The sequence below is a fragment of the Nonomuraea sp. NPDC048916 genome, assembly GCF_040649575.1.
Taxonomy (GTDB): domain Bacteria; phylum Actinomycetota; class Actinomycetes; order Streptosporangiales; family Streptosporangiaceae; genus Nonomuraea.
Window position 1 is genome coordinate 95,460 of sequence record NZ_JBEZFS010000023.1, and the last position, 26,201, is coordinate 121,660.

General features: G+C 69.9%; 24 protein-coding genes and 1 pseudogene. 11 read left to right on the plus strand and 14 right to left on the minus strand.

Annotated elements, in window-relative coordinates; genetic code table 11:
- Positions 1 to 194 precede the first annotated feature (194 nt).
- The 5 genes from AB0C16_RS24665 (at position 195) to AB0C16_RS24685 (ending at position 6,919) form a co-directional block, all read left to right on the plus strand.
- Positions 195 to 839 carry an ATP-binding cassette domain-containing protein gene (locus tag AB0C16_RS24665; RefSeq protein ID WP_357686260.1) on the plus strand — a complete coding sequence of 215 codons (645 nt, stop codon included), beginning with the start codon at positions 195 to 197 and terminating at the stop codon, positions 837 to 839.
- Positions 836 to 1,648, plus strand: coding sequence for an ATP-binding cassette domain-containing protein (locus AB0C16_RS24670; RefSeq protein WP_357686261.1), 813 nt, complete (start codon positions 836 to 838; stop codon positions 1,646 to 1,648). The genes AB0C16_RS24665 and AB0C16_RS24670 overlap by 4 nt, the downstream gene beginning before the upstream one ends.
- Entirely contained in the window at positions 1,645 to 4,632 is a 2,988-nt protein-coding gene (locus AB0C16_RS24675; protein ID WP_357686262.1) for an FtsX-like permease family protein, read from the plus strand. Before AB0C16_RS24670 ends, AB0C16_RS24675 begins: the two co-directional genes overlap by 4 nt.
- Positions 4,633 to 4,851: 219 nt before the next feature.
- Complete coding sequence (locus AB0C16_RS24680) at positions 4,852 to 6,573, plus strand: DEDD exonuclease domain-containing protein (protein ID WP_357686263.1); 1,722 nt, start codon at positions 4,852 to 4,854, stop codon at positions 6,571 to 6,573.
- Positions 6,574 to 6,631: 58 nt separating this feature from the next.
- Positions 6,632 to 6,919, plus strand: a complete 288-nt coding sequence (locus AB0C16_RS24685; RefSeq protein ID WP_357686264.1) for an Lrp/AsnC ligand binding domain-containing protein — start codon at positions 6,632 to 6,634, stop codon at positions 6,917 to 6,919.
- Positions 6,920 to 7,031: 112 nt separating this feature from the next.
- Here the strand turns inward: AB0C16_RS24685 and AB0C16_RS24690 are convergent, their stop codons facing one another.
- Genes AB0C16_RS24690 through AB0C16_RS24705 form a run of 4 tightly spaced genes read right to left on the minus strand, consistent with a single transcriptional unit; the run spans position 7,032 to position 11,420 of the window.
- A complete protein-coding gene (locus AB0C16_RS24690) occupies positions 7,032 to 8,837 on the minus strand; it encodes a ubiquinol-cytochrome c reductase cytochrome b subunit (RefSeq protein WP_357686265.1) in 1,806 nt (601 codons plus the stop codon).
- On the minus strand, positions 8,834 to 9,946 hold the full coding sequence (locus tag AB0C16_RS24695; RefSeq protein ID WP_357686266.1) for a Rieske 2Fe-2S domain-containing protein: 1,113 nt from the start codon (positions 9,944 to 9,946) through the stop codon (positions 8,834 to 8,836). The genes AB0C16_RS24690 and AB0C16_RS24695 overlap by 4 nt, the downstream gene beginning before the upstream one ends.
- Complete coding sequence (locus AB0C16_RS24700; protein ID WP_357686267.1) at positions 9,943 to 10,752, minus strand: c-type cytochrome; 810 nt, start codon at positions 10,750 to 10,752, stop codon at positions 9,943 to 9,945. Before AB0C16_RS24700 ends, AB0C16_RS24695 begins: the two co-directional genes overlap by 4 nt.
- A gap of 14 nt (positions 10,753 to 10,766) precedes the next feature.
- Positions 10,767 to 11,420 (minus strand): heme-copper oxidase subunit III, encoded by a 654-nt coding sequence (locus AB0C16_RS24705; RefSeq protein WP_357686268.1) that lies wholly within the window; start codon positions 11,418 to 11,420, stop codon positions 10,767 to 10,769.
- A 195-nt stretch (positions 11,421 to 11,615) separates the two neighbouring features.
- Here AB0C16_RS24705 and AB0C16_RS24710 point away from each other — a divergent pair, with 195 nt between their 5' ends.
- Both AB0C16_RS24710 and trpD read left to right on the plus strand, forming a co-directional pair.
- Complete coding sequence (locus AB0C16_RS24710; protein ID WP_357686388.1) at positions 11,616 to 12,014, plus strand: hypothetical protein; 399 nt, start codon at positions 11,616 to 11,618, stop codon at positions 12,012 to 12,014.
- A gap of 9 nt (positions 12,015 to 12,023) precedes the next feature.
- A complete protein-coding gene (gene trpD, locus AB0C16_RS24715; RefSeq protein ID WP_357686269.1) occupies positions 12,024 to 13,070 on the plus strand; it encodes an anthranilate phosphoribosyltransferase in 1,047 nt (348 codons plus the stop codon).
- 31 nt (positions 13,071 to 13,101) lie between these two features.
- Here the strand turns inward: trpD and AB0C16_RS24720 are convergent, their stop codons facing one another.
- The 4 genes from AB0C16_RS24720 to AB0C16_RS24735 all read right to left on the minus strand — a co-directional run bounded on the left by AB0C16_RS24720 (position 13,102) and on the right by AB0C16_RS24735 (position 17,113).
- Positions 13,102 to 14,145 (minus strand): Ig-like domain-containing protein, encoded by a 1,044-nt coding sequence (locus AB0C16_RS24720; protein ID WP_357686270.1) that lies wholly within the window; start codon positions 14,143 to 14,145, stop codon positions 13,102 to 13,104.
- Positions 14,146 to 14,436: 291 nt separating this feature from the next.
- Positions 14,437 to 14,850, minus strand: coding sequence for a cytochrome c oxidase subunit 4 (locus AB0C16_RS24725; RefSeq protein ID WP_357686271.1), 414 nt, complete (start codon positions 14,848 to 14,850; stop codon positions 14,437 to 14,439).
- Positions 14,850 to 16,511, minus strand: coding sequence for a cytochrome c oxidase subunit I (gene ctaD / locus AB0C16_RS24730; RefSeq protein ID WP_357686272.1), 1,662 nt, complete (start codon positions 16,509 to 16,511; stop codon positions 14,850 to 14,852). Before ctaD ends, AB0C16_RS24725 begins: the two co-directional genes overlap by 1 nt.
- The gene (locus AB0C16_RS24735; protein WP_357686273.1) at positions 16,508 to 17,113 is read right to left on the minus strand and encodes a cytochrome c oxidase subunit II; all 606 of its coding nucleotides are present in this window, start codon (positions 17,111 to 17,113) and stop codon (positions 16,508 to 16,510) included. The genes ctaD and AB0C16_RS24735 overlap by 4 nt, the downstream gene beginning before the upstream one ends.
- Before the next feature lie 373 nt (positions 17,114 to 17,486).
- Here AB0C16_RS24735 and AB0C16_RS24740 point away from each other — a divergent pair, with 373 nt between their 5' ends.
- The 3 genes from AB0C16_RS24740 to AB0C16_RS24750 all read left to right on the plus strand — a co-directional run bounded on the left by AB0C16_RS24740 (position 17,487) and on the right by AB0C16_RS24750 (position 19,374).
- Positions 17,487 to 18,620 carry a cysteine desulfurase family protein gene (locus AB0C16_RS24740; RefSeq protein ID WP_357686274.1) on the plus strand — a complete coding sequence of 378 codons (1,134 nt, stop codon included), beginning with the start codon at positions 17,487 to 17,489 and terminating at the stop codon, positions 18,618 to 18,620.
- Positions 18,617 to 18,862 (plus strand): sulfurtransferase TusA family protein, encoded by a 246-nt coding sequence (locus AB0C16_RS24745; protein ID WP_357686275.1) that lies wholly within the window; start codon positions 18,617 to 18,619, stop codon positions 18,860 to 18,862. Before AB0C16_RS24740 ends, AB0C16_RS24745 begins: the two co-directional genes overlap by 4 nt.
- A gap of 116 nt (positions 18,863 to 18,978) precedes the next feature.
- Entirely contained in the window at positions 18,979 to 19,374 is a 396-nt protein-coding gene (locus AB0C16_RS24750) for a CBS domain-containing protein (protein ID WP_357686389.1), read from the plus strand.
- Positions 19,375 to 19,425: 51 nt separating this feature from the next.
- Here AB0C16_RS24750 and AB0C16_RS24755 read toward each other — a convergent pair.
- Together AB0C16_RS24755 and erpA are read right to left on the minus strand one after the other, a co-directional pair.
- Positions 19,426 to 20,376 (minus strand): annotated as a pseudogene (locus AB0C16_RS24755) (carbohydrate kinase family protein); the annotation flags it as partial.
- 99 nt (positions 20,377 to 20,475) lie between these two features.
- The gene (gene erpA, locus AB0C16_RS24760) at positions 20,476 to 20,829 is read right to left on the minus strand and encodes an iron-sulfur cluster insertion protein ErpA (RefSeq protein WP_357686276.1); all 354 of its coding nucleotides are present in this window, start codon (positions 20,827 to 20,829) and stop codon (positions 20,476 to 20,478) included.
- A 162-nt stretch (positions 20,830 to 20,991) separates the two neighbouring features.
- Here erpA and nadA point away from each other — a divergent pair, with 162 nt between their 5' ends.
- Positions 20,992 to 22,143: a quinolinate synthase NadA gene (gene nadA / locus AB0C16_RS24765; protein WP_357686277.1), complete on the plus strand. Its 1,152-nt coding sequence runs from the start codon at positions 20,992 to 20,994 to the stop codon at positions 22,141 to 22,143.
- 7 nt (positions 22,144 to 22,150) lie between these two features.
- On the opposite strand, the gene AB0C16_RS24770 is transcribed toward nadA, so the two are convergent.
- The 4 genes from AB0C16_RS24770 to htpX form a co-directional block, all read right to left on the minus strand.
- The gene (locus AB0C16_RS24770; RefSeq protein WP_357686278.1) at positions 22,151 to 22,780 is read right to left on the minus strand and encodes an SIMPL domain-containing protein; all 630 of its coding nucleotides are present in this window, start codon (positions 22,778 to 22,780) and stop codon (positions 22,151 to 22,153) included.
- A 357-nt stretch (positions 22,781 to 23,137) separates the two neighbouring features.
- Positions 23,138 to 24,700, minus strand: a complete 1,563-nt coding sequence (locus tag AB0C16_RS24775; RefSeq protein ID WP_357686279.1) for an alpha/beta fold hydrolase — start codon at positions 24,698 to 24,700, stop codon at positions 23,138 to 23,140.
- A 40-nt stretch (positions 24,701 to 24,740) separates the two neighbouring features.
- Complete coding sequence (locus tag AB0C16_RS24780; RefSeq protein ID WP_357686280.1) at positions 24,741 to 25,298, minus strand: hypothetical protein; 558 nt, start codon at positions 25,296 to 25,298, stop codon at positions 24,741 to 24,743.
- Position 25,299: 1 nt separating this feature from the next.
- Positions 25,300 to 26,199 (minus strand): zinc metalloprotease HtpX, encoded by a 900-nt coding sequence (gene htpX, locus AB0C16_RS24785; protein WP_357686281.1) that lies wholly within the window; start codon positions 26,197 to 26,199, stop codon positions 25,300 to 25,302.
- Between the last annotated feature and the right edge of the window lie 2 nt (positions 26,200 to 26,201).

Here is a 26,201-nt window from a genome sequence, read left to right on the forward strand (position 1 = left end):
GACAGAGACCAAAGTCGATGCCCGGCCCCGGAACGTGGTGAGCCGCGGGATTCCCCTCCGGCTTGCCCATGCCCCTGTAGCGGGCAAGTGGAATCACGCGGCTTACCTGATTAAGGCTATTTGTCTCACTTGCAATGCAGTTGCAAGCGTATTGACCGTTGACGTCAAGAGCGGGGCTGGTAGATGATCCGCGCATGATCATCGGACCGGCGCTCTCCTGCCGAGCCCTGAGTTGCCGCGCCGGCGGCCGGACGATCATCGAGGGCCTCACCCTGGAGCTGGCGGAGGGCGAGCGGGTGGCGCTGATGGGCCCATCGGGGTCGGGCAAGACGACGCTGCTCACCACGCTGGCCGGGCTGCTCCCGCCGGCGTCCGGCCGGGTCCTGGTCCGCGGCGTGCCGCTGGACGAGCAGCCCGGCCTGCGCGCCGAGCTGGCGCTGGTCTTCCAGTCGTACGGCCTGCTGAGCCTGCTCACGGCGGCCGAGAACGTCGAGGTGACGCTGCGGGCCGCCGGTCACGCTCCGAAGCGGGCCGTGGAGGTGGCGGCCGAGGCGCTGGAGCGGCTGCGGGTGGCCAGGTTCGCCGGCCACCTGGTCGAGGAGCTGTCCGGCGGCCAGCAGCAGCGCGTGGCCGTGGCCAGGGCGCTGGCGCTGCGCCCCCGGGTGCTGCTGGCCGACGAGCCCACGGCCGAGCAGGACGCCACGCACCGCGCGGTCGTGCTCGACGAGCTGCTCGCGGTGACCGGCGGCGGCACCACGCTGGTGATCGCCACCCACGACCCCGAGGTGGCCGAGCGCTGCGACCGGGTGATCGAGCTGCGGGAGGCGGTGCTCCGGTGAGCGCGGTCCGCTGCGACGGAATCGTGCAGATCTACACGGCCCAGGACGTCGAGGTCGTCGCGCTGCGCGACGTGGACCTGGTGATCGAACCGGGCGAGACGGTGGCGCTGCTCGGCCCGTCGGGCGCGGGCAAGTCGACGCTGCTGTGGCTGCTGGCCGGGCTGCTGCGGCCGAGCGCGGGGCGGCTCTGGCTCGACGGCGTCGAGGTGGGCCGGCTCGACCAGCGCAGGCTCGACCGGCTGCGGGCCGCGCACATCGGCATGGTCCTGCAGAACCCCGCGCGCAACGTGATCGGCTACCTGACGGCCGCGCAGAACGTGGCGTTCGCCCAGCGCGCGGTCAGGACCGACCGGCGCAGGGTGCGCGACCTGCTGGCCAGGGTGGGGCTCGACGGCGCGGACGGGCGCCCGGCCGGGCGCATGTCGGGCGGCGAGCAGCAGCGCCTGGCCGTGGCCGTCGCGCTGGCCAACGCGCCCCGGCTGCTGCTGGCCGACGAGCCCACCAGCCAGCTCGACACCGCCTCGGGCGGGCGGGTGATCGACCTGATCAAGGGCGCCGCGGAGCGGGACGGCACGACCGCCGTGGTGGTCACCCACGACCTCGCGGTCGGCGAGGCGCTGAGCCGTACCGTGACCATCAGGGACGGCCGGGTCGGCGCGGAGGGCAGGCGCGGCGAGGACTTCGTGGTCGTGGGCCGGGAGGGCGCGGTGCAGGTGCCGCCCGAATACCACCACCTGCTGCCGCCCGGCTCGATGGCCAGGATCGAGCCGATCGAGGACGGCGTGACGCTCAGAAGGGCCGACCCGTGATCCTGCGCGGTCTGTGGGAGCGCCGGGCACTTTCGCTCATCGTGCTGCTCATCGCCATCGTGCCGATCGCGTCGGCCGCCGTCGGGCCGCTCTACTCGGCCGCCGCGCGCACCACGATCGTCCGGGACGCGATCGCCTCGGCGCCCGTCGAGGGGCGCGGCTGGCGCTACACGACCACCCGCGGCGACCTGCCGGCCCGGCTGGCCGCGTTCACGGCGGGCACGGACCTCACCGCCCCGCCCATCTTCGGCATGGAGACCAACAGCGGCCGGCCGGGAGACAAGCTCAGCTACCCGATCATGTGGCAGGGCGGCCAGTGTGAGCACCTGAAGCGGGTCGCGGGCCGCTGCCCCACCGCGACGAAGGAGCTGATGGCCAGCCGGACGTCCGGCTTCAAGGTGGGCGACGAGATCCTGCTGTCGTCCATCGTCACCACCCAGCCCGGCGGCATCACGTTCGTGCCCGCGCCGCTCCAGGTGGTCGGCCTCTACGAGCCGATCTCGGCCGCCGACCCGTTCTGGTTCGGCCGGACGTTGTTCGACACCGGCGGCGAACCGGGCGGCGAGCGGACCGACCCGCTGTTCACCGTGCCGCAGACCCGTTACGACACCTACGCCATCAATGCCGGCAACGCCAAAGGCGAGGGCTGGACCGACTACGGCATCGTCTACCTCGATCCGCGGCGGCTGACCGGCTCCGACGTCGGCACGCTGACGCGCATGCAGGCCACCGCCGAGGCGGTCGGCCGCGACTCCGACGCCATCGTCTTCTCCTACCTGGCCGACACGCTGAAGGCGATCACCACGCAGACCGGCTCGCTCGGCGTGCCGACGCTGCTGGTCATCGCGCAGCTGGTCGGGCTGGGCTGGCTGCTGCTGTTCCAGACCGTGGGCGACCTGGTCAGAGCGCGAGCCCCGGAGATCGCGCTGGCCAGGCTGCGCGGGCACGGCAGGATCCGGGTCTGGTTGTTCGCGCTGGCGGAGCCGCTGCTGGTGCTGGCCGCGGCGGTCCCTCTGGGCCTCGCTCTGGGGCGCGGCGCGGCCGGCCTGATGGTCGGCGCCCTGCTGCCCGCGGGCATCCCGGTCGACATCCCGCCGGAGGCGCTGTGGGCGGGCGCGGCGGCCACGCTGGGCGGCGTGCTCGCCGCCGCCCTCGCGGCCTACCGTACGGCGACGCGGCCGATCATCGAGGAGTGGCGGCGCACGCCGCGTAGGAGCGCCCGCGGCTGGGTGCTCGACGCCGTCGTGCTCGCGGTCACCGCCATCGGCCTGGTCGAGCTGCTGGCCACCGGAGTGATCACGGACGTGTCCGGCCAGAGTTCGAGCGCGCTGGCCGTGCCCGGGCTGATGGCCCTCGGGGTGGCGTTGCTGGCCGGCCGGGCGCTGCCGGTGCTGAGCGGGCGGCTGTTCCCGGTGACCAGGCGGCACGGCGGGATCGGGCCGTTCCTCGCGCTGCGGCAGGTCGCCAGAGGGCCGGTCACCGCGGGCAGCGTGATCGTGCTCGGCACCGCGTTCGGGCTGGCCACCTTCGCCGTGTCGGCCTGGACGGCCACGCAGGGCGACTATCGCGCGGTCGCCGCGTTCCACAACGGCGCCGCCACCGCCCTGACCATCCAGCCGGTGGAACCCCGCGCGCTGGCCGCCGCCCTCGACGAGATCGACCCGGCCGCCACCCTGGCCGCCCCGGTGATCAAACTGCCCGGCCCGCCGCAACTGGTCGCCACCGATCCCGTACGGCTGGCGATGGTCGGCCACTGGCAGCCCGAGCTGGCCGGCGGCACGTCGCTGGCCAAGGCCGCCGCGGGGCTGAGCGGGCCGCGGACGCCCCGGGTGTGGGTGCGGGGCGACAGGTTCCGGCTCAGCCTCAGCCACGGTCCGCCGCCCAAGTCCTACACCGCACGGCTGCTCGTCACCCTCCGGATCCCCGGCGGCCCGCAGCCGGTGGCGATCCCGCTCGGGCAGCTACGCGGCGACGAGGGCGGCGACTACGCCTGGAATCTGCCTCCCGCCTGCGCGCGGGCGGCCTGCGAGCTGCGGGCCGTGCACGGCGAGCTGATCGGCCCGCAGAACCTGGAGACGACGCCCTTCCTCCCCGTCAAGGTCACCGGGCTCGCGGTGCGCGACGCCGGCGTCTGGAACACCCTGGACACCCCCACCTGGCGCGTGGACGACGATCCGGACGAGAACGACGGCCGCTTCACCATCTCGACGATCGGCAACCAGACGCTCCGCCCGGCCACGTACGGCGCCGAGATCCCGGCCATCGTCGTCGGCCCGGTCGGGAGGCGGCTGCTCCCCGGGCTCGACCAGGCATTCGCCGTCCCGGCCAAGCAGGTCGCCGCCGCCGCCGCGGCTCCCGGCCTCGACGCCCACGGCGTCCTGGTGGACCTGGAGGAGGCCGACCGGATCGCCTACGGCGTGCACCCCAAGGCCACGTACGAGGTCTGGACGACCGCGACCGACACCACCGCGCTGGAGCGGGCGCTGCGCGAGCAGGGCATCACCGTCGTGTCGGCGCGCCATATGGACGACCTGGTGGCGAGCTACGCCGGCGAGGGGCCGGGGCTGGCGCTCATGCTGCTGCTGGTGTCCGCGCTGGCCGCGGCCGTGCTGGCGCTCGGCAGGACCGTGCTCGCGCTGCACACGGCCGCCCGGCGGCGCGGCTACGAACTGGCCGCGCTGGAGGCGTCCGGCGCGCGGGTGGCGGCGCTGCGCTCCTCCCTGCTCCTGGAACAGGTCCTCACGATGGCGGTCGGCACGCTGGCCGGGCTGGCGGCCGGGCTGCTCGCGGCCAGGGTCGCGCTGTCACGCGTCCCCCAGTTCGCGCAGCCGCCCGTCACCCCGCCGCTGCCGCACGAGGTGGCGCCCGAACCGGTCGCGCTCGTCATCGGCGCCGCGCTGCTGGCCAGCCTGCTCGCCGCCGCCGTCGTCTCGGAGCTGCTGCTGCGCGGCATCAAGGTCGAACGCCTTCGCGATCAGCCCTGAGTCCGCCGGGGCCGATCGTGTGGGCGCGGCGAGGAGGTGCGCTTTCCTCGCCGGTTCCCCGCCGGTTCCCCGCCGCCGAGCCGATCGGCCCGTCGGACGCCCCTCAGCCGTCGCGCCCCCGCGTCCCGCCCGTTCGTCGGGCGCGAACAGCGATTCGTTCGGAATCCGCAACTGTCCGGAATCCGCAACTGTCGGTCTCCCTCTCTATGGTCTTGGGTCGTGGACGCGGTTCAAGGCACACTCGACGAGCTCGGCACCCCGCTGAGTGACGTCACGTTCGTGGTGTTCGACCTCGAGACGACCGGAGGGTCGCCCGCCGATCACACGATCACCGAGATCGGCGCGGTCAAGGTGCGGGGCGGCGAGGTGCTGGGCGAGTTCTCCACGCTGGTCGACCCCGGCGGGCCGATCCCGCCGTTCATCTCGGTGCTCACCGGCATCACCGACGCCATGGTCGTGGCGGCTCCCCGGATCGAGTCCGTGCTGCCGAGCTTTCTGGAGTTCATCCACGGCACCACGCTGGTCGCCCACAACGCGGGCTTCGACACCCGCTTCATCAAGGCGGCCTGCGCCGCCCACGGCTATCCACCGCCGGCCAACCCGGTGGTCGACACCGTCGACCTGTCCCGCCGGGTGCTCACCCGCGACGAGACGCCCAACAGCAAGCTCGCGACGCTGGCCAGGTTCTTCCGCAGTGCGACCGAGCCGTGCCACCGCGCCCTGCAGGACGCCAGGGCGACCGTCGACGTGCTCCACGGGCTGATCGAGCGGGCCGGTTCCTTCGAGGTCCACACGCTGGAGGAGCTCAAGTCGTTCGTCCGCGCCCCGACGCCCGAGCAGCAGCGCAAGCGTCACCTGGCCGAGTCGGTGCCCCACTCCCCCGGCGTCTACCTCTTCGAGGACGAACGCGGCGAGATCCTCTACATCGGCAAGAGCACCAACCTGCGCAACCGGGTCCGCTCCTACTTCACCGCCAGCGAGACCCGGCCGCGCATCCGCGAGATGATCGGCATCGCCGACCGGGTCCGCCACATCGTCTGCTCCACCGCCCTGGAGGCCGAGGTCAGGGAGCTGCGCCTGATCGGCGGGGCCAAGCCCCGCTACAACCGCAGGTCCCGCTTTCCCGAGAAGGTCGTCTGGCTCAAGCTCACCCAGGAGCCGTTCCCCCGTCTGTCGATCGTGCGCGAGATCAAGGACGACGGCGCCGCCTATCTCGGACCGTTCGGCAACAACCGCGCCGCCGACGACGCCCGCATCGCGCTGCACGAGGCGGTGCCGCTGCGCCAGTGCACCCAGCCCGTGACCCTGCGCACCCGCCGCTCGGCCTGCGCCCTGCTCGAGATGGGCCGCTGCGGAGCCCCCTGCGCGGGCCTGGAGAGCCAGGCCGACTACGCGGTCCACGCCGAGAACGCCCGCCGCGCCATGACGCTCGACGCCTCGCCGGTCTTCTCGGCCGTGTCGGCCCGCATGGAACGCTTGTCGGTGGAGCAGCGCTACGAAGAGGCCTCGGTCGACCGCGACCGGCTCGCGGCCTTCGTCCGCGCGGCCGCCCGCATGCAGCGGCTGACCGCGATCACCAGGATCCCCCAGCTCATCGCCGCCAGCCCGGCGTTCGACGGCGGCTGGGACATCCACGTCGTCAGATACGGCCGGCTCACCGCCGCCGGCGTCATGCCCAGGGGCGCCCACCCCACGCCCTACGTCGAGTCACTGGTCGCCACCGCCGAGGCCGTCATCCCCGGCCCGGGCCCCGTCCACGCGGCCAGCGCCGAGGAGACCGAGTGCATCCTGCGCTGGCTCGAGTCACCGGGCGTGCGGCTGGTCGAGGTCGACGGCGAGTGGAGCCTGCCCGCCCACGGCGCGGCCCGCCACAAGGCCCGCATCGACCTCGCCTACCGGCCCCTCGCCACCCGCTCCCGCGAGCGCCGCCCTTTCCGCTGACCTGCCCTGCGGGCCACCGAGATGGGCGAGGCCCGCGGCGAACCGATAGGGTTGGGCCATGGTCACGGCTATCGTTCACATCAATGCCGAAGTGGACCGGATTCCGGAGGTCGCGCAGACGATCGCCGAGATCGACGGGGTCAGCGAGGTCTACTCCATCACCGGCGAATACGACCTGCTGGCCATGGTCCGGGTCGCCGCCTACGAGCAGATCGCCGAGGTCATCCCCGGCCGCCTCAACAAGGTTCCCGGCGTCCTGCACACCGAGACCCACATCGCCTTCCGCACCTACTCCAAGCACGACCTCGACGCGGCCTTCTCCATCGGCTTCGCCGAATCCGACTGACACCGGCCACCGTCTGACACCGGCCATCGCCCGCGCCACCCCGGCGCCACCCGGCGAGATCCTCCCGCACGGCCACCGGCTGCCCTCTCGCGCGATGCGCCCGCACCGGCGACTACGCGACCGCCAGACCCCGGCCGCGCTCGCTCGTCACCTCAAGCCCTCGGGCACCACGTGGATACCGGCGGCCGACCCACAGTCGCGCACCTGGTGGCGGGCCGACGAATGGGCTGGGCATGGGACAGGCCGGCAAGCATCGCGGGCGGCCCCGCGCACCTGGCTGGAGACGACGCAGCGAGCCGACGGCGGCGCGCTCTTCGATCTCCTCGTGAGGGTGACCCTCGTCGAGGGGGATCTTCTCGCCACCGTACGCCTTGGACATGAGGGCACGCAGCTTGCCGAGCGGACCGCGCATCCCCTTGGGCGGGATGCCCGAGGTGTCCTCGCGGACCGCGAGCATGGGCACCGGCTGCTTGCCACGCAGGTGCGCCTCGATGTCCTCGGCGGGCGGCGTGTGGACCTCGATGAACTCACCGTGCGGCAGGCGCTTGATCACGCCGGACTCCACACCGTGCGAGATGACCGCGGCGTCGGAACGCTGCAGGCCCAGGCAGATGCGGTAGGTGATGACGTAGGCCAGCGCCGGCCCGACGATCACCAGCACGCGGCCGATGTAGGTCGTCCAGTTGAGGCTGATGTGGAAGAACGCCGAGAGCTCGTCGTTGGCGCCGAGCAGCCAGAGCACGCCGTAGAACGTGATGGCGGCCATGCCGATCGAGGTGCGGTGCGGGTTGTTGCGGGGACGCTCCACGACGTGGTGCTCACGCCGGTCGCCCGTGATCCATTGTTCGATGAACGGATAGAGGGCGAGGCCGGTCATGATGATGCCCATCGGCACCAACGCCGGGATGATCACGCTCAGTGGCAGCGTGCCCGCGTGGGCCGTGCCGAAGAGGTTGATCTCCCAGGCCGGCATGAGTCGCAGCGAGCCTTCGAGGAAGCCCATGTAGAAGTCGGGCTGCGAACCCGCCGAGATGTCCGCCGGTGTGTAGGGGCCGTACAGCCAGATCGGGTTGATCTGGGCGAACGTCGCCAGCCCCGCGACCACCGCGAACGTGAACAGGAAGTAGGCGCCGGCCTTGGCCATGAAGGCCGGGTAGAACGGTGCGCCGACCACGTTGCGATTGTTGCGGCCCTTGCCGGGCATCTGGGTGTGCTTCTGCACCCACATGAGGACCATGTGGGCGGAGATGAGCGCCAGGAGGATGCCCGGGATGAGCAGGATATGCAGGGAGTAGAACCGGGCGATGATATCGGTGCCTGGATACTCGCCGCCGAACAGGAAGAACGAGAGGTAGGTGCCGACCAGCGGCAGGGAGATGATCACTCCCTGGGTGATCCGCGCCCCCGCGCCGGAGAGCAGGTCGTCGGGCAGGGAGTAGCCGGTCAGGCCCTCGGCCAGCGCCAGCGTCAGCAGCAGGACACCGATGACCCAGTTGAGCTCGCGCGGCTTGCGGTAGGCGCCGGTGAAGAACACCCGGAGCATGTGCACCATCATGCCGGCCACGAACATCAGGGCGGCCCAGTGGTGCATCTGCCGCATCAGCAGGCCGCCGCGGACGTCGAAGCTGATCTCCAGCGACGACGCGTAGGCCTGGGACATCATGACGCCCTTGAGCGGCGCGTAGGAGCCGTCGTAGACGACCTCGCTCATGCTGGGCTGGAACCAGAACGTCAGGAACGTACCGGTCAGCAGCAGGATGATGAACGAGTAGAGGGCGATCTCGCCGAGCAGGAAGGACCAGTGGTCGGGGAAGACCTTCCGCAGGTTGCGCTTGAGGAAGTTGCCTGCTCCGAGACGGTCGTCGAGGTAGCTCGACGGACCGCCGATGGCCTTGGGGACCGCTGTCAGGTCACTCATGCGTGGCCTCCCTTGGACCTGGCCTCCGCCTCGGCGTCGCCGCGCTCCCAGTAGCTGGGGCCGACCGGCACGTTGAAGTCCCCCTGGGCGATGAGGAACCCCTGATCGTCGACCGAGATCGGCAGCTGCGGCAGCGGCCGGGCGGCCGGACCGAAGATGACCTTGGCGCCGTCGGCGGCGTCGAACGTCGACTGGTGGCAGGGACAGAGGATGTGGTGGGTGGTCTGCTCGTAGAGGGCCGCCGGGCAGCCCACGTGCGTGCAGATCTTCGAATAGGCCACGATGCCGTCGTGCGTCCAGTTGCGGTTGGTGCCCGACTTGATCTCGTCGGGCCTGAACTTGATCAGGATCAGGGTGGCCTTGGCGAGTGCGTTGAGGTCGTGCTCGTAGCCCTCGGGCACGACCGACAGGATGCCGCCGGGCGAGTTGAAGTCGGCCGCGCGGATGGGCTGGCCGGTGCCCTCGACGAGGAGTCGAAGCGGCTTGCCCTCCTTGGTCTTCTCGCCCCACACGGTGTGGCGCAGCGTCTCGTTGAACTTGGCGGCGGGCATCTTCGAGTTGTCGAGGTCGCGCAGCAGCACCAGCGGGAGCAGGCCCAGCGGCGCGGCGGCGAGCAGCAGGGTGCGGCGCAGCAGCGGGCGCTTGACGAACCCGCTCTCCCTCGCGCCCTGCACGAACGTGTCGGCGACGTTCTCGCGGGTGTCCTCGTCGGAGGCCATCGCGTGGCGCTCCTGGATCAAGGTGTATTTCGGCATGATCTGGCGGACCCAGACCACGATGCCGAAGGCCAGCGCCAGCAGCGCGATCGTCAGCGTGCCGCCGAGCGCGAGGTTGGACGTGCCGGTCGACTCGGGGTCACCGACCTGGAACACCACGTAGGAGATGATGAAGGCGATCGCGGCCAGGAACGTGACCGTGAAGCAGAGCGCCACGATCTTCTCGGCCCTGCTCGCCTTGTGCTCGTCCTGGAACGTGACGCCCGGGACGTCACCCTCCTCCACGACGGGGACTTCGTCGCCGAGCATCGAGGTGCCCGGCGCGGGGGTGCCGATCACGCGCTTGGGTACGCGTTCGTCCGGCTGCTCGATCTCGTGCTCGTTGTCAGTCATGACTTCTGTCGCTTCTTCGCGGTGATCCAGATGGCGGCGAGAGCCAGGGCGCTGATGCCTGCGATCCAGCCTACGAGACCCTCGGTCACGGGGCCAATCCGCCCCAGGCCGAAGCCTCCCGGGTCTCGCTGCTCACGGACCTGGGTGATGTAGGCGATCATGCTGCGCTTCTCTTCGGGCGTGATCGTCGTGTCGTTGAAGACCGGCATGGCCTGTGGACCCGTGATCATCGCCTCGTAGATCTGCGTGGGCGAGGCGTCGTTGAGGTTGGGCGCGTACTTGCCCAGGGTCAGCGCACCGCCCGCGCCCGCCCAGTTGTGGCACTGGATGCAGTTGGCGCGGAACAGCTCACCGCCCCTGCCCGCGTCACCCTTCGCCGGGTCGACCTGCTCCTTGCCGGGCACCTGCGGGCCGCCGCCGAGCGACTGCACGTAGGCGCCGAGCTGGCGGATCTTCTCGTCGGTGACCCACTTGGCGACCGGCTTGCGGGGCGCCTGGGCTCCGGGGTTGGCGGCCGGCATGCGGCCGGTGCTCACCTGGAAGTCGACGGCCGCCGCGCCCACGCCGATGAGCGTGGGCCCCGTGGAGGTGCCCTGCGCGTTGAGGCCGTGGCAACTGGCGCAATGGGCCTCGAACAGGCTCCTTCCCTTTGCCACATCATCGACCTTGCCGGACGCGAGTGCCGCGTCGGCAGGCCTGCTCGCCTGGATAAAGGCGGTGTATACCATCCCGACCAGCGCCAACGCCAAAATCAGGACGGCGTATCTCGCGAGGGGATGCCGCCGCCAAGCGGTGATCCTAGTCACAGAGATCCCGTTCCTTAACGAATAATGTAGATGGTCGCGAAAAGACCGATCCAGACGACGTCAACGAAGTGCCAGTAGTAGGACACGACGATGGCGCTGGTGGCCTGCTCATGCGTGAAGCGCTTCGCGGCGTACGTGCGTCCCAGCATGAACAGGAACGCGATCAGGCCACCGGTCACGTGCAGGCCGTGGAAGCCCGTCGTCAGGTAGAACACCGAGGTGTAGGCGTTGGCGGACAGAGTCGCACCCGCGCTCGCCAGCTCGTAGTACTCGAACAGCTGACCCGCGATGAAGACCGAGCCCATCAGGAAGCTGACGATGTACCAGAAGCGGAGCTTGCCGACCTGTCCCTTCTCAGCGGCCCACACGCCCAGCTGGCACGTCACACTCGACAGAACCAGGATGGTCGTGTTGACCGTCGCGAACGGGATGTTCAGGTGAGCGGCTCCTTCAGCGGACGCGCCCTGGGGCAGGAGCGCGGGCCCCCACTCGAGGCCTTGCCCCTCACTCACCGACCGGATGGTGAAGTACATCGCGAACAGCGCCGCGAAGAACATGAGCTCAGAGGACAGCCAGACGATCGTCCCTACGCTGACCAGGTTGGGTCTGCGGGACAAGTGTGCTGTCGTCGTCGAAGTAATTGCGGATGCTGTCGCCACGAGCAGCATTATTGCGGCTCTGGTGGTCGGTCCGGCGCACGACCCCCCGTTAGAGGGAACAAACCGGCGATCAACCTGCGATAATCGGCATAAAACCCCCACCAGGGACAGCGGTCTGGGATTGCACGCCGGAGCACCGGTACGATCCTGGTGACCATACAGCTACGACCGATAGTGAGTGCGACCGTGAGCACCGACGACACGATGAGGGTCCTCGTCTACAGCGACGACGCCGCCACCCGTGAGGAGGTACGGCTCGCGATCGGCCGGCGGCCCGCCGCCGACGTCCCCCTCGTGGAGATCGTAGAGTGCGCCACCGAGCCCAAGGCGCACCAGTGGCTGGGCTCCGGCGAGATCGACGTCGCCGTCCTCGACGGCGAGACCCAGCCCGCGGGCGGCATGGGCGTCGCCCGGCAGGCCAAGGACGAAGTCTACGACTGCCCGCCGATCTGCCTGATCATCGCCAGGCGCGACGACCGCTGGCTGGCCGAATGGTCCAAGGCCGACGCCGTCGTCCCGCAGCCGCTCGAGCCCATGGTGCTGGCCGACGCCGTCGCCGACCTCATGCGCCGCCGCAACTCGACCCGACTCAACGCTAAGTAGGTGCCTTCCGTGGATGCCCGGACGACCTGGCCAGCCCTGCTGTCGGCTCTCCTCTCCGGTGAGCACCTGACCGCCGACGAGACCGCCTGGGCGATGCGCGAGATCATGTCCGGCTCCGCGACGCCCGCCCAGATCTCCGGCTTCGCGATCGCGCTGCGCGCCAAGGGCGAGACCGTGGCCGAGGTGGTGGGCCTGGCCCGCACCATGCTGGAGTTCTCCACGCCGCTGCACGTCGAGGGCCCCGTCGTCGACATCGTGGGCACCGGCGGCGACCGCGCCCACACGGTCAACGTCTCGACCATGGCCGCCATCGTGGCCGCCGCCGCGGGCGCCCGCGTGGTCAAGCACGGCAACCGGGCCGCCTCCTCCTCGTGCGGCGCCGCCGACGTCCTGGAGCACCTCGGCATCCACCTCGACCTCACCCCCGAGCAGACCGCCCGGGTCGCGCGCGAGGCGGGCATCGCCTTCTGCTTCGCCCCGGTCTACCACCCCGCCCTGCGCTTCGCCGGCCCGCCGCGCAAAGAGATCGGCGTGCCGACCGTCTTCAACTTCCTCGGCCCGCTCACCAACCCGGCCCGCCCCGCCGCCCAGGCCATCGGCGTCTACGACAAGGCCATGCTGCCGGTGCTCGCGGGCGTCTTCGCCGAGCGCGGGGTGTCGGCGCTGGTGTTCCGCGGCGACGACGGGCTCGACGAGCTCACGATCGCCACCACGTCCACGGTGTGGATGGTCAGGGACGGCGCGGCCACGCAGACCGTGTTCGACCCGACCGTGCTGGGCATCCCCCGGGCCGACGCGGGCGCCCTGCGGGGCGGCGACGTGGCGTTCAACGCCCAGGCGGTGCACGACCTGGTGCGCGGCAAGACGGGCCCGGTGCGCGACGCCGTCCTGCTCAACACCGCCGCGGCCCTGGTGGCCCTCGACGGGCCGGCGGACGACCTCGACTCGGCCATGATCGACGGCTACGCCCGGGCGGTCCAGGCGATCGACTCCGGCCGTGCCGCCTCCACCCTCGACCGCTGGGTCGAGGTCAGCCGCTCCCTGCGCTCCGCCTGAGACCACGCCGCTACGGCTCAGGGGGCGGGGTTCAGAACTCCATCGTGGGGCCGTCCTTGATGGAGCTCCACTGCAGCCACTGCTTCCAGTTCTCCTGCCAGTGCCCCCATCCGTTGGTGGGCTCCAGCGGCCGAGGTGAGCCGGTGATGATGATCGGATCCCCGATCAGCGTGTTCTTGATGAACCAGGCCGCGTTCTCAGGGCTGATGTTGACGCACCCATGGCTGACGTTCGAGTTGCCCTGCGCCCCCACCGACCACGGCGCGCTGTGCACGTACTCGCCGCTGTTGGAGATGCGGACCGTGTTGTAGACCGTCAGCTGGTAGTAGCCGGCCGATCCCGGGCCGATCCCGGGCGAGGTCATGACGGTCACCGGCTCCCGTGACATGGCCAGGTGCACGCCGGAGGTCGTGTAGTACTTCCACGCCCCGCCCTGCCCGGCGCTCATCGGCATCGTGCGGATCTCCTTGCCGTCGCGCCTGACGACCAGGACGTGGTTGTTGGTGCTGCCCTTGGTGATCTGCGAACGGCCGATCTTGAAGTCGAGCTTGACGTCGCGCTTGCCGTACAGGCCGTCGCCGCCGCGCACTCCCGCCAGATGGGCCTCCACGCGGACCTTGGTGTGGGCGGGCCAGTATTCGGCGGGCCGGAAGTCCACGTGCTTGTCGTCGAACCAGTGCCAGGCGCCGTGGACCGGTTTGGAGGTGAGCACGACGAGGTTGCGCTCGACCGACACCCGGTCGGTGACGGGCTGGTCGAAGGCGATCATGATGGGCATGCCGACCCCGACCGTCAGGCCGGTGTCGTACTTGTTGGGGGTGATCTGCGCGATGTCGAAGAGCTTGGTCGCCTTGACGGTGGAAAAGGTGGTGGACGTCTGCTTCTCCTTGCCGTCGGCGTTGACCGCGACGGAGGTGACCGTGTAGGTGCTGCCCGGCTTGGCGGTGCCGCTGCTGCGCCAGCGGGTGCCGTCGGCGCTGAGGACGCCCGGCAGGCCGCCCTGCTTGCCCGTGACGCGGACACTCTTGAGTGTGCCACCGGACGCCGCGACGACCACCGTCTGGTCTGTCGGCACATTTCTGGACTTGTCGAAGGGGAAAACACTCGCCGAGGCATCCGGGACCGCGGCCTTGCGGGCCTCCTCGGCCGCGCTGATGCTCGTCGAACACGCCGTAAGCAGCGACAGGGCAAGCAGACCGGCAGATCCATGTGCTAGACGCCCCATGAGTCACTCCCCCGTCCCGTTACATCCGTTCTACCTCCACTATTACCCTGCGTGATCGATTCGTCACATCCGCGTTCTGGTAAAGATCGCCAAAAAGCGGGTGACCTCCACAAAGGAGGACACCCGCTTCGGCGGTGCGGCTCAGTGCGAGAAGTTGCCCCGGTAGTACTGGAACACGAACCCGATCATGGCCATGATGATCGCGAACAGGCCGATCAGGAACATCCAGAGGCCGATCACGAACCCGGCGAAGGCGAAGGCCGCCGCCAGGCAGAGGAACAGCGGCCACCAGCTGCTGGGGCTGAAGAAGCCGATCTCACCGGCGCCGTCGCTGATCTCGGCCTGCTTGTTGTCCTCCGGCTGGTCACCGATGCGCCTGGCGGTGAACATCAGGTAGTAGCCGATCATGAAGGCGAAGCCGACCGAAATGGCCATCGCCGTGGTGCCGACCGGCTCACCGACTCCCGTGTCGGCCTTGGTCCAGAACCAGTAGGCGACGTCGACTCCGGCGAAGAACAGGCCGCACAGCAGGAACAGCCAACCCTGAACCCTCATCAGGCCTCCACTTCCTGGGCGGACTTGGCGGACATATGCGGATAGTGCAGGTCGAACGCGGGACGCTCGGACCGGATGCGCGGCAGCGAGGTGAAGTTGTGCCGCGGCGGCGGGCAGGAGGTCGCCCATTCGAGCGAGCCACCGAAGCCCCAGGGGTCGTCGACGGTGACCTTGGGCGCGGTGCGCCAGGTCTTCCAGACGTTGTAGAAGAACGGCAGCGTCGAGGCTCCCAGCACGAACGCGCCGACCGAGGAGATCATGTTCAGGTCGGTGAACCCGTCGATCGCGCTGTAGTCGGCGTAGCGGCGCGGGAAGCCGAGCACGCCGAGCCAGTGCTGGATGAGGAACGTCGCGTGGAAGCCGACGAACAGCAGCCAGAACTGGACCTTACCCAGCCGGTCGTCGAGCATCTTGCCGGTGAACTTGGGCCACCAGAAGAAGAACCCGGCGAACATCGCGAACACCACCGTGCCGAACACCACGTAGTGGAAGTGGGCGACGACGAAGTAGGTGTCGCTGATGTGGAAGTCGAGCGGCGGCGAGGCCAGGATCACACCGGTCAGACCGCCCAGCAGGAACGTCACCAGGAAGCCGATGGAGAACAGCATCGGCGACTCGAAGCTGAGATGGCCCCGCCACATGGTGCCGATCCAGTTGAAGAACTTCACGCCCGTCGGCACCGCGATGAGGAACGTCATGAACGAGAAGAACGGCAGCAGCACCTGCCCGGTCGGGTACATGTGGTGCGCCCAGACCGTGATGGACAGGCCCGCGATCGCGATGGTGGCACCGACCAGGCCGATGTAACCGAAGATCGGCTTGCGGCTGAACACCGGCAGGATCTCGGTGACGATGCCGAAGAACGGCAGCGCGATGATGTAGACCTCTGGATGGCCGAAGAACCAGAACAGGTGCTGCCAGAGCAGCGGCCCGCCGTTGTCGATGGCGAAGATGTGGGTGCCGAACTTGCGGTCGGCCTCCAGCGCCAGCAGCGCGGCGGCCAGCACCGGGAAGGCCATCAGCACGAGTATGCTGGTCAGCAGGACGTTCCAGGTGAAGATCGGCATCCGGAACATCGTCATGCCGGGCGCCCGCATGCAGATGATCGTGGTGATGAAGTTGACCGAGCCGAGGATCGTGCCGAGGCCGGACAGCGCCAGACCCATGATCCACAGGTCACCGCCCAGACCCGGCGAGTAGATCGAGTCGGACAGCGGGGCGTAGGCGAACCAGCCGAAGGAGGCTGCGCCGTTGGGGGTGAAGAAGCCCGACACCGCGATGATGCTGCCGAACAGGTAGAGCCAGTAACTCACCATGTTGAGCCGGGGGAACGCCACGTCGGGCGCGCCGATCTGCAGCGGCATCAGCTCGTTGGCGAAGCCGGCGAACAGCGGCGTCGCGAACATCAGCAGCATGATCGTGCCGTGCATGGTGAACAGCTGGTTGAACTGCTCGTTGCTGGTGAACTGCAGCCCCGGCTGGGCCAGCTCGGCACGCATGACCAGCGCCATGATGCCGCCGATCAGGAAGAACACGAAGGACGTGATCAGGTAGAGGTGTCCGATGATCTTGTGATCGGTGGAGGACAGCCACTTGGCGATCACCCGGCCCTTGGGAGTGGGCCTGGCCGTCGTCGCGAGTGGTTCTTGGATGGCGGTCACTGGGCACTTCCAGCCTGGGTCGCGATGTACTGGTCGAACTCAGCCTGCTTGACGAGCTTCACGTTGAACAACATCCGGCTGTGGTCGACACCGCACAGCTCGGCGCAGCGGCCGGCGTAGGTGCCGGGCTTGTCGAGCGTGGTGATCTCGAACTTGCGGCCCTTGTTGTTCTCGGGGATGCCGGGGATGACGTCCCGCTTGAACAGGAACTCCGGCACCCAGAAGGAGTGGATGACGTCGGGGGACTCCAGCTCGAACTCGATCTTCTTGCCCACCGGCAGGACCAGCTGAGGACCGGCGGTGTAGTCGCTGACCGGCTGGCCGACGACGGGCTTCAGCGTCTTGCCGTCGACCGTCGTGGTGAAGCGCCAGCTCCACTGGAACGCCTCGACCTTGACCTTGACATCCGGTGCGCCGGAGAGCACCTCCAGGTCACGGCTGTCGCGGGCGGTGAAGAAGAAGAACACCGACACCATGACGAGAGGGACCAAGGTGTAGAGCATCTCGATCGGCAGGTTGTAACGAACCTGCGGCGGAAGCTCCGCCTTCGCCCGGCGCTTGGTGTGGAAGATGCACGCCCACACGATCAGCGCGATGACCACGCCACCTGTGGCGAGTGCGGCGATCCAGGCACCGTTCCACAGATTCTGGACCAGGCCACCTTGAGTGGTGATGTGGTCCGGAAGGAGGCCACGGGACCAGTCGGCCTCGGGAATGTCATTAGCACACGCCGTAACGGAGGCCAGCAGCAACGCCAAAACGGCGGCGCGCGGCACTCCGCGCCGGGCCAACGAACGCCGTGTCGAACGGCGAGTCGGACTCACGGATCGCCTACCCCACAAGTGAAGCCCAAGAGTCACTCTTGGGCGCTCGTATTTCCAAATGCACAGCTGATTGCTGACACATTAGCGCGCAAGGGCCCCGCCCTTCCGCGCGCCCCCTCGATGGCGCGCCGCGAGTGGGACCATAGGTCTCGTGGCGTACTTCGACGCGGCCTCGACCGAGCCGCTTCACCCCCAGGCGCGCGAGGCGCTCCTGGCGGCGATCGACGTCGGCTGGGCCGACCCCGCGAGGCTGTACAACCAGGCCCGCCGTGCTCACCTGCTGCTGGAGCAGGCCCGCACGGAGGTGGCCGAGGCGCTCGGCGCGCGCGCCGACGAGGTTTCGTTCACCTCTTCGGGCACCCAGGCCGTGCATCTCGGCGTCCTCGGCACCCTACACGGCAGGCGAAGGGCCGGGCGCCATCTGGTGACGAGCGCGGTCGAGCACTCCAGCGTGCTGCACGCCGCCGGTGTGCACGAGCGCGACGGCGGCACGGTCGAGACCGTGGGCGTGAGCCTGAGCGGGCGGGTCGACCTCGACGCCTTCGCCGCGGCCGTGGCCAGGCAGGACACCGCCCTGGCCTGCCTGCAGACGGCCAACCACGAGGTCGGCACGCTACAGCCGGTGACCGAGGCCGCCGAGGTCTGCCGGCGGCACGGGGTTCCGCTCCTGGTGGACGCCGCGCAGACGGCGGGCCGGATGCCGATCCCGCCCGGCTGGTCGGTGCTGACGGCCAGTGCCCACAAGTGGGGCGGCCCCGCCGGGGTGGGCGTGCTGGCGGTGCGCAAGGGCACCCGGTTCCGCTCGTTCCTGCCGGAGGACGAGCGCGAGCGCCGCCGCGTCCCAGGGTTCGAGAACGTGCCGGGCATCGTCGCGGCCGCGGCGGCCCTGCGGGCGATGACGGCAGAGGCGGCGCAGGAGTGCTCGCGCCTTTCCGCCCTGGTCGACAGGATCCGGGAGACCGTACCCAAGATCGTCCCCGATGTGGAGGTGATCGGCGATCCCGTCGACCGGGCCCCGCACATCGTGACGTTCTCCTGTCTCTACGTCGACGGCGAGGCGCTGCTGACCGAGCTGGACAAGGCCGGGTTCGCCGTATCGTCCGGAAGTTCGTGCACCGCTAGTACGCTTCGTCCATCGCACGTTCTGGAGGCGATGGGCGTGCTCACCCATGGGAATGTCCGGGTCTCACTGCCCAGGGGCGCTTCCGCGGCGGAGGTCGACAGGTTTCTCGCCGTGCTGCCCGAGCTGGTGCGGCGGATCCGCCAGGACGCAGGAGTCGCATGACAGAGATTTCTCAGCCGGTGTTGACGATCGACGCACTCGGGAAGAAGTGCCCGATCCCGATCATCATGCTCGCGGAGCGGATCAACCACGTGCCGCTCAACGCCGTGGTCTCGGTCCTGGCCGACGACCCCGCCGCCTATACGGACGTCCCTGCCTGGTGCCGGCTCAAGTCCCACCGCCATGTGGGCTCCTACGAGCTGCCCGGGGGCGGCTGGGCCATCCACGTGCGGCGCAACTACTGAAACCCGGCCTCCGTGGCATGCCGTCCGATCTGGGTAGTACTTCTCGGGGACATCTCCGACTTCCAGGGGGAAAGCAGATGACCACCGGACATCCACACGAGACCGCCCGCGACCTGATGCACCCAGGCGCGGAATGCATTCCCGCGCACGAGACACTGGACCGGGCCGCGCAGTTGATGCGCGACAGCAACGTGGGCGCGCTGCCCGTCTGCGACGTCGACGGCCGCGTCACGGGGATCATCACCGATCGCGACATCGTGGTCAGGTGCGTGGCCGAGGGACACGACCCGGCCAGCGTACGGGCCAGCGACCTGGCACTCGGGCTGGTCTGGGCGTCGCCCGACACCACGGTCGAGGAGGCGCTCGCTCTCATGGAGGAGCACCAGATCAAGCGGCTGCCGGTGATGGAGGACGACCGCGCCATCGGCATGATCAGCGAGGCCGACCTGGCCAGGCATCTGCCTGACGACCAGCTCGCGGAGTTCGTGCACCGCGTCTACGCGCGCGCCTGAACATCTCCTACGCGCGCCTGAACGTCTCCCCGCCGCGCTCCGGAGCGCGGCGGCCGCGGCTTCGGCCCCGTAGGCGGCGCCGAACCGCTCAAGGAAGACCTTCTGTCCCAGTTCGTACTCCTGCCCACCGACGCGCTCCAGCACGTGGGTGGCCGTCAGGTTGCCGATCTGGCCGCAGCGTTCGAGCGGCAGGCCCCACGCCAGACCGGCCAGGAACCCGGCGCGGAACGCGTCGCCGACGCCGGTCGGATCGGCCTTGCCCCGCTCGGGGGCGGGGGCGACGTGCAGGGCCGGCTCATCGGCGCGTTCGATGACCGCGCCCTTGGGCCCGAGCGTGGTGACGCGGACGCCGACGCGGGACAGGACCTCTCCGTCGGACCAGCCGGTCTTCTGCTCGATGAGGCCCTTCTCGTAGTCGTTGGAGAACAGGTAGGCGGCGCCGTCGACGAGGTCGCGGATCTGCTCGTCGCCCATGCGGGCCAGCTGCTGTGAGGGGTCTGCGGCGAACGGGATGCCGCGCTGGCGGCACTCGTCGGTGTGGCGCAGCATCGCGTCGGGGTCGTTGGGGCTGATCAGCACCAGGTCGAGCCCGCCCACGCGGTCGGCGACGGGCCGCAGCTCGATGAGCCGCGCCTCGGCCATCGCGCCGGTGTAGAACGAGGCGATCTGGTTGTGGTGGTCGTCGGTGGTGCACAGGAAACGCGCCGTGTGGTGGTTGTCGGAGACGTGCACCGAGGCGCAGTCGACACCGTGGCGCTCCAGCCACGAGCGGTAGTCGGCGAAGTCGTTGCCGACCGCCCCCACCAGGATCGGGGTCAGCCCCAGGCATCCCATGCCGAACGAGATGTTCGCCGCACAACCACCGCGACGGATTTGCAGGTCGTCGACCAGGAACGACAGGGACACCCGATCGAGTTGCCCGGCGATGAGCTGATCGCCGAAACTCCCCGGGAAGGTCATCAGTTGGTCTGTGGCGATGGAGCCGGTGACGGCGATGCGCACGGGATTCTTCTTCCTCGTTGTCAGCAGGCCAGTTGAGCCCCACGAGGATACGGGAAGGTCCCGCCCGCACAAAGACGAACGGGACCTCCGTGACGCCGTCTAGTTGAAGGAGTCGCCACAGGCACAGGAACCGGTGGCATTGGGGTTGTCGATGGTGAACCCCTGCTTCTCGATCGTGTCGACGAAGTCGATGGACGCGCCCATCAGATAGGGGGCGCTCATCCTGTCGGTGACCACGCTCACGCCGCCGAAGTCCGACACCACGTCGCCGTCCATCGACCGGTCGTCGAAGAAAAGCTGGTAGCGCAGGCCGGAGCAGCCACCGGGCTGCACGGCCACGCGCAGCTGCAGGCTTTCCTCGCCCTGCTGCTCGAGCAGGCTCTTGACCTTCGCGGCGGCCGCGTCGGTCAGGATCAGGCCCTGCGTCGTGGTCTCGCTGCTCTCAACCGTCATCTGCTGACTCCCTAACCCGGCTGTCTGTTTCTGACGTCCTACTAAGACGCTACCAACACCGGCGGGCTGTCTAACATTCCCCGCCCCACCGACCCGAAATAGAGCACCGGAGACCATGTGCCATGATGGGAATCGTCACTTCGACGATAAGGGGGTACGGCCATGGCCACCCAGACTGGACTGCCGCTCTTCGTTCTCGGCCAGGACGCCGATCCGCACTCCGAGAAAGGCGTGGACTGCCCGGGCGAGTTGCCGCCCGCCTCCGACCCCGACCTGGTGGAGCGGGCGCGCAGGGCCAAGGAGGCGCTCGGCGACCGGTTGTTCGTGCTGGGCCACCACTACCAGCGTGACGAGGTCATCCAGTTCGCCGACGTGACGGGCGACTCCTTCAAACTGGCCCGGCAGGCGGCCGCCAGGCCGGAGGCGGAGTTCATCGTCTTCTGCGGCGTGCACTTCATGGCCGAGTCGGCCGACATCCTCACCGGCGACGCCCAGAAGGTGATCCTGCCCGACCTGGCCGCGGGTTGTTCGATGGCCGACATGGCCACGTTCGACCAGGTCGAGGAGTGCTGGGAGGCGCTGGAGGACGCCGGCCTGGCCGATCAGGTGATTCCCGTCACGTACATGAACTCCAGCGCCGACATCAAGGCCTTCTGCGGCCGCAACGGCGGCGCGGTGTGCACCTCCTCCAACGCCCGCCGGGCCCTGGAATGGGCCTTCGAGCAGGGAGAGAAGGTGCTGTTCCTGCCCGACCAGCACCTCGGGCGCAACACCGCCGTGCTGGAGATGGGCATGACGCTCGACGACTGCGTGGTGTGGAACCCGCACCGCCCCGGCGGCGGCCTCACGCCCGAGCAGCTCGAACGCGCGAAGGTGATCCTGTGGAAGGGCCACTGCTCGGTGCACGGCCGCTTCACGGCCGAGTCGGTCGACGACGTACGCCGGCGCATCCCGGGCGTCAACGTGCTCGTCCATCCCGAGTGCCGGCACGAGGTGGTGCTGAAGGCCGACCACGTCGGCTCCACCGAGCACATCATCAACACACTCCAGGCCGCGCCGTCCGGGTCGAGCTGGGCCATCGGCACCGAGCTCAACCTGGTCAAGCGGCTCGCCGGGATGTTCCCCGACAAGAGCGTCTCGTTCCTGGACCGCACGGTCTGCTACTGCTCCACGATGAACCGCATCGACCTGCCCCACCTGGTGTGGGCACTGGAGTCGCTCGCGCTCGGCGAGGTGGTCAACCAGATCACGGTCGACGACGACACCACGCACTGGGCGAAGGTCGCCCTCGACCGCATGCTGGCACTGCCGTAGCGGCCGCCTACTCGCCGAAGGCGTAGACCACCCGGACGCCGACCGACAGTGTCTGGCGTCCGGGGCTCACCGACGCCTGCGACTCGGCGGCGAGCGTCGCGTAGGCCATCGGCTGCGGCCCGCCCCGCACCTCCTCGGTCACCGAGACCACCCGGCCGAGCGGCCGTCCCGCCAGCTCGGCGTACTGGGCGGCCTTGGCGGCGGCGTCGCGGAACGCGCGGGCCCTGGCCCGGCCGAGCGCCTCGGCGGGATCGGACAGCTCGAACGCCACCCCGCCCAGCCTGGCCTCCTCACCCACGCCCGCGACGGTGTCGATCACCCGGTCGGCCCGCGACAGGTCGCGCACCACCGCCTCGACGCCCTGCGCCGCCCGGTAGGCCGAGACCTTGGGATAGGCCTCGTACTCGGGACCCAGCGACAGCTCGCTCGTACGCAGGTCCTCGGCGGCGATCCCGGCCCCGCGCAGGGCCTCGGTCAGGCGGGCCGCGGCCGCCCGGACGGCGGCGAACGCCTCACCCGCCGACGCCCGGCGCACCTCGACGCCCGCGCTCAGCCGCATGACGTCGGGCGCGGCGGCGACGGAGCCCTCGCCGTCGACGGCGATCTGCTCGTGCTCGGTGTTCACATGCACCCCCACGGGATCATAGGACGGCTAAGGTGTGCCCCTTCGCGTAGCGAAAACCACCACCGAGGCGGGATCCCCTGGCCGCAGGGCGGCGAGGTCCGGCATTCCTACCCCCAATACGGCGTCTTTGCCCAATACGGCGTCTTTGCCGCCATTGTGGTGGGTCGCGCGGTCCCACGTCAGCCCTTCGCGACCGCTTCCTTCGGGCAACGCGTCCCCCCCACACCCCGGCCCGCGCCTCAGCCCGCATCCCAATCCGCCCCAGCCCGCGCCTCAGGCATCGCCTCAGGCATCGCCTCAGGCATCGCCTCAACCCGCGCCAGCTCACGCCCCCTGCCCGTGCCCCCAGACCGCGACTCAGACCGCGACTCAGACCGCGTCGATGATGGCGCCGGGGTCGTCGAGTTCCACGTGGTGCCCGGAGGCGGGCAGGCGGACGAGCTTGGCGTCCAGCTCATCCGCCAGCCGTTCCCAGCACGAGTCCTTCGCCCCTGCGCTGATCACCGTCACCGGCACGTCGGGCATCGGATGATCGCTCCGGACGACACGCAGGTCGGCGGCCATGCCGCGGCAGGCCAGCCACTCCCCCGCCGCCGCGGCCAGCACCCGGCCGCTGCCGTAGACGCGGTCGCGGTCGTCGAGGCCGGTGAGCAGCCGGTGGACGGCCGGACCCAGCAGTCGCGCCACGGCGGCGGCCCCCCACGTCCCCCCCAGAGCGGGCAGCCAGCGGCCGATCGCACCTCCCAGCACCGAGCCGCCGCGCCCCCTGCGGCCTGCGCAGCGGGGAGCGACGAGCACCAGCTTGGAGACGCGCATCGGGTGCAGCCGGGCGAACGCCTCCGCGTGCCAGGCGGCCACCGAGTGGGCGATCACGGTGACCTGCTCGGGATGTGCTGGGGCCAGCGCGGCCAGCCGGGCGGCCTCGCCGTACAGGGTGAGTGGGGTGGGTGAGGCCGGGCTGAGCCCGAGACCGGGACGGTCGAAGCGGATCACCCGGTGGCTCCGCGCCAGCTCGCCGGCCACCTGATCCCAGTGGAACCAGGCGCCCGCCAGTCCCGCGGAGATCAGCACGGCCGGTCCCGTGCCGTGCTCGATCACGTGCGGCGAGCCCTTCCCGTTCGAGCCGACCGGCCAGTCACAAGTGACCCTCGCTTCTTGCCCGACCGGCCGGGCACAAGTGACCCTCGCTTCTTGTCCGACCGGCGCTTCTTGTCCGACCGGCCGGGCACGGGTGACCGGCGCCTCCTGCCCAACCCGCCCATGACGGGTGACAGGCTCCTCGGAGGTGTCCGGGCCACCGGACGTGGACGAGCCACCCGAAGTGGACGAGCCGACGGACGTGGACGGGGGGTCGGTGGTGAGGAGCCTGACGGCGACGTACACGAGCCAGGCCGCCAGGAGCGTGACCTGGGCGCGCTGAGCCAGGCCGACCAGGTAGCCGGTCGCGGCGGAGGCGAGCGCGAGCGCGGTGACGCCCAGGGACAGTCCCGAGAGGAGCCAGGTCGGCCACGTCTGCCAGCTCAGGCTGAGCAGCGTCATGACGGCCAGCGCGGCGACGGTGGAGAGCGCGCCGGCGACGGAGTGGATGTGGTGCGACCATGACAGCGCGCTGTGCTCGCAGGCCGGGTCGCTCAGCACGGCGCAGTCGAGCGGGAAGACGCTTCCCATGATCACGAGGCCGCCGAAGACGGCGAGCGCCAGCCAGCCCGGCCACTCGCGCCGCACCCGGGACACGAGCGCCACCCCGGTGAGGCAGGCCAGCCCCGTCAGTGCCTCGGAGGCCCGGAACAGGCCCGTCCACGGCTGGTCACGCGCCGCCAGCTCGCTGACGTAGCCGTCGATCCGGTCCACCACCGGGCTGGTGAACTGGCCGGTCACCCACGCGCTGGACAGGACCGCCGCGACAATGAACGCGGAAGCCGCAATTGCCACCAATCTTCGCTCCACGTGATCATTAGATCACTATGCGCATTCAGAGCCCCGGGGCACCCCATACCGGGAACCATCGCCCAAGATCCTCCTCCAGCGGCAGCTCGGTCGCGAGCGCGCCTCTGACCTGGAGTTCGAGCGCGTTGTCGCGACGCTGTCCGGGCAGCGGGGCGAACGGGTAGAAGGTGCCGCGCTTGTAGAGGTAGACGATCGCGAGCCGCCGGCCGTCGGGGTCGGTGAACGACGCCAGCGAGCAGAGCAGCGACGGGCCGAACCCGGCGCCCTCCAGCGTGGAGTTGACCGCGTGCAGCTCGGTCACCAGGTCGGAGAGCGCGTCCGGCGGGCGGCGCACCAGCAGCCAGGTGTAGCCGTAGTCGTCGTCGGACTCCTCGACCCGGTCGCCGAGCAGGGCCTTCGCGTCGCGCTCGACCGCGGCGAACGCGCCTCCCTCGGCGGCCCGGAAGGCGACCGAGCCGAGCCCGGTGGGCGCCAGCCCGGTGGCGGCCTGCAGGGTGATGGCGGCGGACGGCAGCGCGAACAGCGCGTCGAGGTTGGGCTTGACCGGTTTGGACCGGCCGAAGAGGGCGTCGAGCCAGCCCATGTCAGCCCCTTCCGAGCTGGGCGGAGATCTTCGCCAGTTGCTCGAGGCGGCGGTTGAGCGGCGGGTGGGTGGAGAAGAGGCCGGCCACGGTCGCCCCCGGAGCCAGGGCGGGAGCGAAGTAGAAGGCGTTGAACGGCTCGGCCTCGCGCAGGTCGCGCGTCGGGATCCGGGCCATGTCGCCACTGATCTTGACCAGGGCGCTGGCCATCGCCGACGGCCGCTGGGTGAGCAACGCGCCCGCGCGGTCGGCGGCCAGCTCGCGGTAGCGCGACAGGGCGCGGGTGAGCAGGAAGCTGACGGCGTAGACGACGATCGACACCAGCATGATGATCAGGCCGATCGGCAGGCCGCCCTGTCCGTTGTCGCGGCGGCTGCCGAGGCCCGTGTAGAGGGCGACCCTCGTCATGAGCCCGGCGAGGATGCCGAGGAACGAGGCGATCGTCATGACCGCCACGTCGCGATGGGCGACGTGCGAGAGCTCGTGGGCCAGCACCCCCTCGAGCTCCTGCGGCTCCAGGCGGCGCAGGATGCCGGTCGTCACGCAGACGACGGACTTCTTCTGGTTACGGCCGGTGGCGAACGCGTTGGGGACGTCGGAATCCGCGATCGCCACCCGCGGCTTGGGCATGTCGGCCATGGCGCACAGGCGGTCGATCATGCCGTGCAGCTCGGGGGCCTGCTGCGGCGACACCTCCCGCCCTCCCATCGCGAACAGCGCGATGCGATCGGACAGGAAGTACTGCACCAGCAGCACGACCCCCGCGATCAGCAGCACGGTCACCGCCTGAACGCCCAGAGCGATCAGCACGCCGACGAACACCACATAGAGCAGCCCGAGCAGGAACATTGTCATGACCATGCGACGGGTCAGGCCGCTGTCGGACGCGAACCGGGAGCTCATGA

What these genes read in the sequence shown, in the direction of transcription:
- AB0C16_RS24665 (WP_357686260.1), top strand. Translation starts at nt 195, where the DNA reads ATGATCATCGGACCGGCGCTCTCCTGCCGAGCCCTGAGTTGCCGCGCC.
- AB0C16_RS24685 (WP_357686264.1), top strand. Translation starts at nt 6,632, where the DNA reads ATGGTCACGGCTATCGTTCACATCAATGCCGAAGTGGACCGGATTCCG.
- AB0C16_RS24690 (WP_357686265.1), bottom strand. Translation starts at nt 8,837, where the DNA reads ATGAGTGACCTGACAGCGGTCCCCAAGGCCATCGGCGGTCCGTCGAGC.
- AB0C16_RS24695 (WP_357686266.1), bottom strand. Translation starts at nt 9,946, where the DNA reads ATGACTGACAACGAGCACGAGATCGAGCAGCCGGACGAACGCGTACCC.
- AB0C16_RS24705 (WP_357686268.1), bottom strand. Translation starts at nt 11,420, where the DNA reads ATGCTGCTCGTGGCGACAGCATCCGCAATTACTTCGACGACGACAGCA.
- AB0C16_RS24710 (WP_357686388.1), top strand. Translation starts at nt 11,616, where the DNA reads ATGAGGGTCCTCGTCTACAGCGACGACGCCGCCACCCGTGAGGAGGTA.
- AB0C16_RS24725 (WP_357686271.1), bottom strand. Translation starts at nt 14,850, where the DNA reads ATGAGGGTTCAGGGTTGGCTGTTCCTGCTGTGCGGCCTGTTCTTCGCC.
- AB0C16_RS24745 (WP_357686275.1), top strand. Translation starts at nt 18,617, where the DNA reads ATGACAGAGATTTCTCAGCCGGTGTTGACGATCGACGCACTCGGGAAG.
- AB0C16_RS24750 (WP_357686389.1), top strand. Translation starts at nt 18,979, where the DNA reads ATGCACCCAGGCGCGGAATGCATTCCCGCGCACGAGACACTGGACCGG.
- erpA (WP_357686276.1), bottom strand. Translation starts at nt 20,829, where the DNA reads ATGACGGTTGAGAGCAGCGAGACCACGACGCAGGGCCTGATCCTGACC.
- nadA (WP_357686277.1), top strand. Translation starts at nt 20,992, where the DNA reads ATGGCCACCCAGACTGGACTGCCGCTCTTCGTTCTCGGCCAGGACGCC.
- AB0C16_RS24780 (WP_357686280.1), bottom strand. Translation starts at nt 25,298, where the DNA reads ATGGGCTGGCTCGACGCCCTCTTCGGCCGGTCCAAACCGGTCAAGCCC.
- htpX (WP_357686281.1), bottom strand. Translation starts at nt 26,199, where the DNA reads ATGAGCTCCCGGTTCGCGTCCGACAGCGGCCTGACCCGTCGCATGGTC.